Raw genomic sequence first — 8648 nt, 5'->3', positions numbered from 1 at the left:
GGATACTTGGTCGCCTGAACAAATTGTCGGCCGCTTATATCAAGGACAGCTGAGTTTTAAAACCATCTATCGCTGGATTTACGATGGTCTTTTAGGAGTCCCTATAACCGTTCTCCGTCAAAAAGGAAAGCGCCAAAAGCCCCGCGAAACAAGGGGAAGATTTAACATTGGTACACCAATTTCTAAACGTCCAAAAGAAGTACGTAAACGTGAAACCTTTGGACATTGGGAGTTAGATACAGTTGTATCTGGACGTGGGAAAGCAAAAGGTTGTGTAGCAACATTTATTGAGCGAATGACACGATGGTATGTTGGCTTTTTGATACCGGATCGCTCAGCTCAATCAATGGAAAGAGCAGTACGTCTACTTCATACTAAATTACCAAAAGGCACTATAAAAACAGCCACAACAGACCGAGGTAAAGAATTTAGCTGCTATAAAGTGTTAGAAAAAGACTTGAAAATTGATGTTTATTTTGCGGACGCCTATTCTTCTTGGCAACGCGGAAGTAACGAAAATGGAAATGGATTACTTCGCGAGTTCTTCCCTAAGCAAACAAATTTCGAAGAAGTATCACCAGAAGAACTAACAGAATCATTAAACTATATCAACAACCGACCAAGAAAATGTCTTGGTTGGAAAACTGCAAACGAGGCTTTTAATGAGCAATTGTTGCACTTAATTTGACAAATCATCATGTAAATAAAAGAACTGAGTGAGAATTAATGCTCAGTTCTTTTGCAGGGATCCAGTTTCATAACTGTACGATTATATTATTTCCGTACACCTACAAAGGTAAAGGGAGCTTAATGCCATAACGTTGCTATAAATTTGTAAGTCAATATAGTTGCTAAAGTATTATACAGTGGAAATTCACATAGAAATCATAGAGCTGCAATCACAGGCTAAATAAGAAAAAAAGCTTCCTTATGAAGACTGTTTCATCCTTATGTATCCTGTGAGGATATCCATTTATTAATCATAAAACCCTAAAATCTTTCATACTTTCTCCAAGAATATAGTGTGAAAACCACATCAAATTCTGCTTCATAATAGCCACATTAATTCCTGGCTGGTCAGAACTATATGCCATTCCTTTAAAAATAATTAATTCTGTATCAACTTCCATATCCCTTAATCCTTGATATAGCTCATATGCATTTGGAGTTGGAACTCTTGCATCCTTTTCTCCATGTTGAATTAAAGTGGGAGTACAGGCTGATTTAATATATGTCATTGATGATGTTTTAGTATATATCTCTGGATCATTCCATGGATCATTTCCTAAATACATCCTAATAAAGTAAGGTATATCTGTATTTACATAATGGGTACTCCAATTAGTAATTCCACCTCCAACTGAAATAGCTTTAAATCTACTACTAAATGTAGAACAGAAAGCTGATACATATCCCCCGTTGCTCCATCCCATAACCCCTACTCTATCTTTATCTGCAATCCCTTTGTCAACTAGTTTATCCACTCCAGATATAACATCATCGTAGTTAGCAATTCCCAGTTTTCTATAGTTTGATTTTAAGAATTCATTACCATAACCAGAACTTCCCCTGTAGTTTGGTTCTAAAACGATAAAGCCTTTTTCGATAAACTGTTCAATAGGATATTTCTCATTAAAACAGTCTGAAAATATTGGAAAGGATGCCCAAGCCGGTCCACCATGGATTACCACTAATAAGGGATATTTTTTATTTGCGTCAAACTCTACTGGGGTTGATAAAACTCCCTCTATTTCAAGACCATCACTATTTTGCCATGAGATTATTTCCCTGTTACTTTTAAGCTTTCCTTTGAAAAAGCTATTTTCATTCGTTATTTTTTTATCGTCTAAATAGATTTCAAAGATTTCATTTGTAATAGCCTTATTATAGGATATATAATTTCCATCCCTTGTTATAGAAGCATCCATTATAAAGCTATCTACTGTTTTGCTTAACATTTCCACAGTGCCATTCTCAGATAACAACCCAATAAGATAATTAGTTTTATTCTGCCATCTAATTAATATTCCTTTAGCTGTCCAACGTAATGGAATAACCGTTCTATCAAAATCTGTTAATGGTTGAATTAGCTCTCCATTATTAATATCATATATCTCGAGCGTACTGTCTTGTATATGGGTCTTATAGTAATCCTTCTCCCTTATGCTTGCTGAATAACATATTTTGCTGCCATCAGGAGAAAAGCAAACGCTCCCTCCCAACAACTTATCTATATTCATCTTTTGTAGCTCTCCAACTTTAATATCTAGTATGTATAAGTCTCCATTAATATAATTTTCCATATTTGGACTTGGAGTAGCCATAAATACAACCTTTTTCCCATCATTTGAAATATCAAATTCATGGATATGAAAATACTTACCATCAGTTAGTTGATAAACAACGCTATTTTCGTGTTCATCTTTATCCTTTCCAGCACTATCAGAATTTTCTGGGTGTTCGCATCTATCATTTTGTATCACTTTTTCTATTTCAATGTAGTATAGACAATTATTCTGGTATTCCTTCCCTATATGATGGAAATCTCCATATAGTTCCTTACGTTTCTTTATCGCCTCAGATTCTTTTGACTGCGCAACATAATAAAAACCCTTGCCAGTAGGCTCCCATTTGAAATTACTGACCCCTTCTTTCTCATCAGTAATTTGAACTCCACTATAACCATCTATGGACTTAACAAAGATCTGATTTTTCTTAATATCCCCGTCACCAACTGGGCTAAGGTATGCGATATCTCTAGAATCTGGAGACCATAATGGGTATGTACTATCTATATCCCTAGTTGTTAATGGATAACACTGCCCCTTATCTTTTTCATATATCCATACATGATTCCTAAATTTATTGTCTTTCCAGTTAGCTGTCTTCTTGACAAATGCTACGTTTTTGCCATCATCACTTATGTTTGTACCTGATAAGGTTGGTAATGAAATAATCTCTTCTATACTTAGATATGTTTTTTCATTCATTTTCATTAATAAACCCTTTCGTTAACTCTCTTCCAATAAAGTTAGCAGGTACAGGGCTTAGTTCTAATTCTCTTGCCCAAACTGAAAGTTGACCTATGTGGTGAATTTCGTGAGTAATTATATGGTGTAATATTTCATCAAAAGTGTATTTGTCTTCATCCCAAGAAACACTGACTAGTTTATCTTTTAAACCTCCTAAATTTGTTGTTTTTATAAATTCAGCTATTTCATTTCGTGATTTATCTGAAAGTGTTTTAACTTTTTCAAGTGTATTATAATCAGCAAACTGAAATACTACATCTTCTTTGCCTTGAATACCACGAATCCAACTATATTCCACGTCAATTATGTGAAAAAGTGTATATAATATATTTCCTACTCCACCCCTGCGGTCTTTTAACAACTCTTTAATTGTCAGTTGATCGCACCAGTCAAACCATTCATCTCTTACCTGCCAGTTGTATTCAAAGAATTTAATCATTGTAAGCACTCCAATCTAACTTATTACATTACTATTTCGATGTAAATACAACTATTTCCTTCTTCAACTAACCTGCCCCGTTCGTATTATAAGGTCAACCCGAGAAATCGGGTTGGCTATTTTTTATTCAATTTATAGATTGATAGTAGCCGGAGTAGAACGGAAGCACTCGTGGGAATTGATCCCGAAAACTAAACTGTTCGCCCTCTACTTGTTAACACATGATTAGGCTGGTTGGGACATTGTGATCCCCACCAATCTCTAACTAATTAGGTTCACCATAATGTAGTTAATTCTCATCAAAAAAATAAGCAAAGACTATACCTGTATCATTTATTAACAATAACACTATTCGCTTTTGATATGATTCACCACAACCTATTAGCTGGCGGTTTTAAAAAAAATCGCCAGTTATTTTAATTTCCCTGATCACGTACTAAACCGATTCCCCTCGAATCACTCCTCTTACTACCCTCCTAATTTTCTATAAGCAACTACACCACCGACTACAACTGCTGCCTTGATAGGATTAATTGAAAAAATTAATGAATTACTGTAAGTCATTTCTCATTTGAAAGTTCTACTTTTTTATTAAATTACTAGGAAGATAGATTTAATCTATATTTGATAAACTGATACTAATTATCAATATTTTAAAATGTTTAAATATTCCGATATTATGATTGGTCCCTTTGTGATAAATTGGAAATATCACACTAAACTGAAAAGTGTGACAACTAAAGACGGAGGGGGAAATGAGATTTGAAAAAGTTCAAGTTTACGAAGTTCTTAAGTAGTATTCTAGCTTTCGTTATGGTGCTTTCTCTAGTGGTTCCATTGTCGAGTGCTAGTGCTGAAGAATCGAAACCATTCAAGCAGGATAGTCAAAGTGAAAGTATAATTCAACTAAAGGCGGCTATCGCTGAACAGCTAAGCTTGTCTAAAGATGGTCCAACTCTTCACGAAAGCTTACAAAATGTATCAGGCAATCAAGATGTTGCAGTCATCATTCATTTATCTGAAAAGCCTGTGGCACTAGAGCAAGGAATGAGCCAAGTCAAAGGCCAAAAATTCTCTAATGCCCGAGCAAATGAAGTTCGTTCAAATGTAAAAGCACAACAAGCAAAAGTTAAAAAAGAGTTAGCTACTAAAAAAGTTCAGATGACTCAAGGATACACATTTGATACTGTTTTAAACGGTTTTGCGGCAACTGTGAAAGCAAATGATCTCCCGAAACTGCTTACAGTAGAAGGAATTACATTAATCGAACCTGATACAATTGTTTACGCATCAGAAGATAATACGATGAAATCATCGGAACTTATTAAGGAAGATCAATTAGAAGCTCAAATGAATACAAGTAATTCTTTCCTTGGCATCGAACAGCTTTGGAAGGAAGGAATTGAAGGACAAGGAATAAAAGTAGCAGTATTAGATACTGGTATTGATGCAGATCACCCTGAGTTTGCTGGGGTTTTCAAAGGTGGAAAAAACTTCATTCCAAATTCAGCAACTTACACAAAGCCTCGGGCAGATGACGATGCATCGGAAACATTGCCTTCGGAGCGTCCAGTCGGGACACCTGAATTTAATGAAAAAGGAAGCTCGTTCTATACTTCTCACGGTACACATGTTGCTGGAACAATTGCAGCAATCGGAGCTAACGAATTCGGTATTAAAGGAATTGCTCCAAAAGTAGACCTTTATGCTTACCGTGTTCTTGGGGCATACGGAAGTGGAGCTACATCTGGTATTGTTAAAGCAATTGAAACTGCTGTAAAAGAAAAAATGGACATTATTAACCTTTCACTTGGCGGGGGAGCTAACTCTGAAACGGATGCTGGTTCATTTGCTATTAATAATGCAATGATGGCTGGAACAATCGGAGTAATTGCAACAGGGAACGAGGGTCCAAATCGCGGAACAATGGGCACGCCTGCAACTGCTCGTTTAGGTATTGCTGTTGGTAACACAACAAATCCTGAAACAATGTATAACGGTGAAGTGCATGTTACAGTTGGCAACTACAACTTAACAAAACAGCTTCCATTAATGGGGACTACCTTTGGTAAAGATTTGGCAACACAGCTTCAAGGAGAATTTGACCTAGTTGCTGTTCCTGGAAACGGGGAAGTAAAAGACTTTGAAGGAATTAATGTAGAAGGTAAAGTAGCATTGATTTCTCGTGGCAGTATCGCATTCGTTGATAAAATTGCGAATGCAAAGGCAAATGGCGCAGTCGCAACAATTATTCATAACTTTGCCGGTGGAACGAATGCACCGAACATTTCAGGCACATTCCTTGGTGATTCATTTGAATTTCTGCCAACATTTGATATGTCCCAAACGGATGGCGATGCAATTCGCGCTGCATTAGCAGGCGGAACCGGAAAAGTAAGCTTTAGTAAATTTGCTTCCACAAAGACACTAGGGGATGATGTAAACTCTTCAAGTTCACGTGGACCATCTACACCAAACTTTGATATTAAACCAGATGTAAGTGCACCTGGAACAAACATTATGTCAACGATTCCAATGTATAAAAAAGATTTCCCTGATGCAGATTATGGGGAAGCATATGGTCGTAAAACAGGAACTTCTATGGCAACACCGCATATTGCAGGTATTGCTGCATTAGTTAAACAAGCAAATCCTGATTGGAACGCGTTCGATGTAAAAGTGGCGCTTTCTAATACAGCAAAGGTTGTAGATAAAACAAAATACGATGTGTTTTCTCAGGGTGCAGGGCGAGTAAATGCTTATGCAGCAGCTCATCCGGAAATTCTTGCCTATGCACTTGATAGCGCAATTTTAGATGGAACTGGTGCAGTTACAGAAAACTTGAAAGGTACAATTACTTTCGGTCCACAATCACTTAAAGACCGGGATATTTCTGTAACGAAACAAGTTTTAGTAAAAGATATTAAAGGGAACGGTGGCAATTATAACGTATCAATTGATGTGACAAAAACATTTGGTGATGCAACTGTTACAGTAGATCAGCCGACATTTAATCTAGTTGGTGAGCAAGTTTTAAATATTACATTAACTGCTTCACAAGCTACGGCACCAAAAGGCTCTGAAATACTAGGGTATATTTACATCAGCGGTGGAGATACAGAAATTTCATTGCCATTCGCAGCTGACTTTGGCGGCGCGGCAGTAACTGAAATTAAAGATTTTAAGATTACAGAAACCGACCTATCCTTTAACGGAGATGGAGTGAAAGACTCAGCTGTACTTTCATTCACATTAACTGGAGATGTAACAACTAACTATATCGAACTTTGGGATATTATGAATCCTGAAGGTGGAGAATACGGAGACGGCTACATTGGTTATCTACATGCAGGTACTGCGCTAGCAAAAGGCTCTTATACACTGAATGTTGGTGGGCAGTACAAACCATGGGGATCAAAACCTGCCACAACGATTCCAGATGGTCTGTATACAATTGACTTCACCGGTCTTGCAGCATCTGGAGTAGTTTCCGATTATGTTGGACCAATTGTCGTGAAAACGACTAAACCAGAAATTACTGGTTCAGTAGCTGAAGGTGTTGCTACAGGACAGGTAACAGATAAGTACATCGACTACAATGAAGAGTTATATTTATACGGTTTAAATTACAATTTAAATGATAAATTAAAAGCCTCCTATATTTCGACCGTAAATGGCAAAGTACAAGCGCCAGTTGCTTTTGAATTAAATCAAGACGGTAGTTTCACATTCCCAGTAACAGCAGAAACTAATGCTGTATCAGTAATAATTAATGACGCTGCCGGGAATGTTGGTGAAGCAACGATATATGAAAAAGAAGTAGTAGAACCAATAGTAGCACTTTCTGTAAATCCAACTAAACTAGATCTAACAGCTGGAGAAACTGCACAACTTACGGTAACAGAAACGGCAACGCCTGCAGAAGGTGATGCAACAGAGGAAGACGTAACTTCAAAAGCTACTTATGTTGTTGGAGATGAAAATGTTGCAACAATAGTAAATGGATTAGTAACTGCAGTTGGTGTGGGCACGACTACAATTACTATTTCATACGGTGATAATGAAGTTACTATAAATGTTACAGTTAAAGCACCTGTTGTAGAAGAACCAATAGTAACACTAGAAATTGACCAAGCTTCGGTTGAAACTAGAATAGGTAAAGAAGTTACAGTTAAGATTACTGAAGTAACTACTTTTGATGGTAAAACAACAGAAAAAGATGTTACAAAGCTTGCAACCTACGAAGTAGCGAATGATAAAATAGCTACTGTAAAAGCAGGGGCTGTAAAAGGAAAAGGTCAAGGTAATACAACGATTACGGTAACGTATGGTAAGCACACACTAACATTTGATGTGTTGGTTGTAAAGCCAGGGAATGACAATGGTAACGGTAACGGCAACGGCAACGGTAACGGCAATGGCAATGGCAATGGCAATGGTAATGGTAACGGCAACGGCAACGGCAACGGTAACGGTAACGGTAACGGCAATGGCAATGGCAATGGCAATGGCAACGGCAATGGCAATGGCAATGGCAATGGCAACGGCAACGGCAACGGCAACGGCAATGGCAATGGCAACGGCAATGGCAACGGCAACGGCAATGGCAATGGCAACGGGAATGGCAATGGCAACGGCAATGGCAACGGGAATGGCAATGGCAACGGGAATGGCAATGGGAATAAAAATAATAATGAAGTTACCGAGGATGAGTTATAATTAATTTCAGTTCAAGCAAGAGGAGAAATTGCACAGCGCAATTTCTCTTTTTGGTATTTATTATAAAGCAATCCCTTTAAAAAGATTATCTCCTACTAAACTAACTGTGACATATTCTTTCTGATTTTCTTGCCATATTTGATACAAATCAGTTCCTCTTTATCTCTCCCAAATCAACGTCATTTGTTGTAGAAGCTCTTCCCATGTTTACTTTTTTCTTCGTTACTTTGTCAAGGTCAAATTCTCCATAATAGATAGCCTCCGTGTATTGACTGTCTGGCAAAGTAAATTGATCAGAAGCTTTGGAAACTACCTCCTATTTGTTAAAGAATCAATTTAACTATAATTTTATTCTTTTCTTCAACTATTCTGCCTTGTTAGCTCAATAAGAAACGCTACCTTTGAATTCGGTAGCTTGATTTTAAAACTCTTGCACCTCGTTAGTGAAAGAGAGCAGA

The 8648-nt window shown here is 37.2% G+C and carries 4 protein-coding genes; 2 read left to right on the top strand and 2 right to left on the bottom strand.

Features of this window, described 5'->3' with window-relative positions; genetic code table 11:
* Positions 1–688, top strand: a 688-nt coding sequence (locus ACQKOF_RS01940; protein WP_427553137.1) for an IS30 family transposase, incomplete at its 5' end; no start/stop codon positions are given.
* Between the two features lie 292 nt (positions 689–980).
* On the opposite strand, the gene ACQKOF_RS01935 is transcribed toward ACQKOF_RS01940, so the two are convergent.
* Both ACQKOF_RS01935 and ACQKOF_RS01930 read right to left on the bottom strand, forming a co-directional pair.
* Positions 981–2996, bottom strand: coding sequence for a S9 family peptidase (locus ACQKOF_RS01935; protein ID WP_427553135.1), 2016 nt, complete (start codon positions 2994–2996; stop codon positions 981–983).
* Positions 2983–3471, bottom strand: a complete 489-nt coding sequence (locus tag ACQKOF_RS01930) for a DinB family protein (protein WP_427553133.1) — start codon at positions 3469–3471, stop codon at positions 2983–2985. The genes ACQKOF_RS01935 and ACQKOF_RS01930 overlap by 14 nt, the downstream gene beginning before the upstream one ends.
* Before the next feature lie 762 nt (positions 3472–4233).
* On the opposite strand from ACQKOF_RS01930, the gene ACQKOF_RS01925 reads away from it, so the two are divergent.
* Positions 4234–8190 carry a S8 family serine peptidase gene (locus tag ACQKOF_RS01925; protein WP_427553131.1) on the top strand — a complete coding sequence of 1319 codons (3957 nt, stop codon included), beginning with the start codon at positions 4234–4236 and terminating at the stop codon, positions 8188–8190.
* The last annotated feature ends 458 nt before the right edge of the window (positions 8191–8648 follow it).

This window comes from Lysinibacillus sp. NPDC093190, assembly GCF_050280425.1.
GTDB lineage: Bacteria > Bacillota > Bacilli > Bacillales_A > Planococcaceae > Lysinibacillus.
The sequence above is the reverse complement of the archived record's forward strand: the minus strand, read 5'-3'. Positions and strand labels throughout refer to the sequence as shown.

What these genes read in the sequence shown, in the direction of transcription:
- ACQKOF_RS01935 (WP_427553135.1), bottom strand. Translation starts at nt 2,996, where the DNA reads ATGAAAATGAATGAAAAAACATATCTAAGTATAGAAGAGATTATTTCA.
- ACQKOF_RS01930 (WP_427553133.1), bottom strand. Translation starts at nt 3,471, where the DNA reads ATGATTAAATTCTTTGAATACAACTGGCAGGTAAGAGATGAATGGTTT.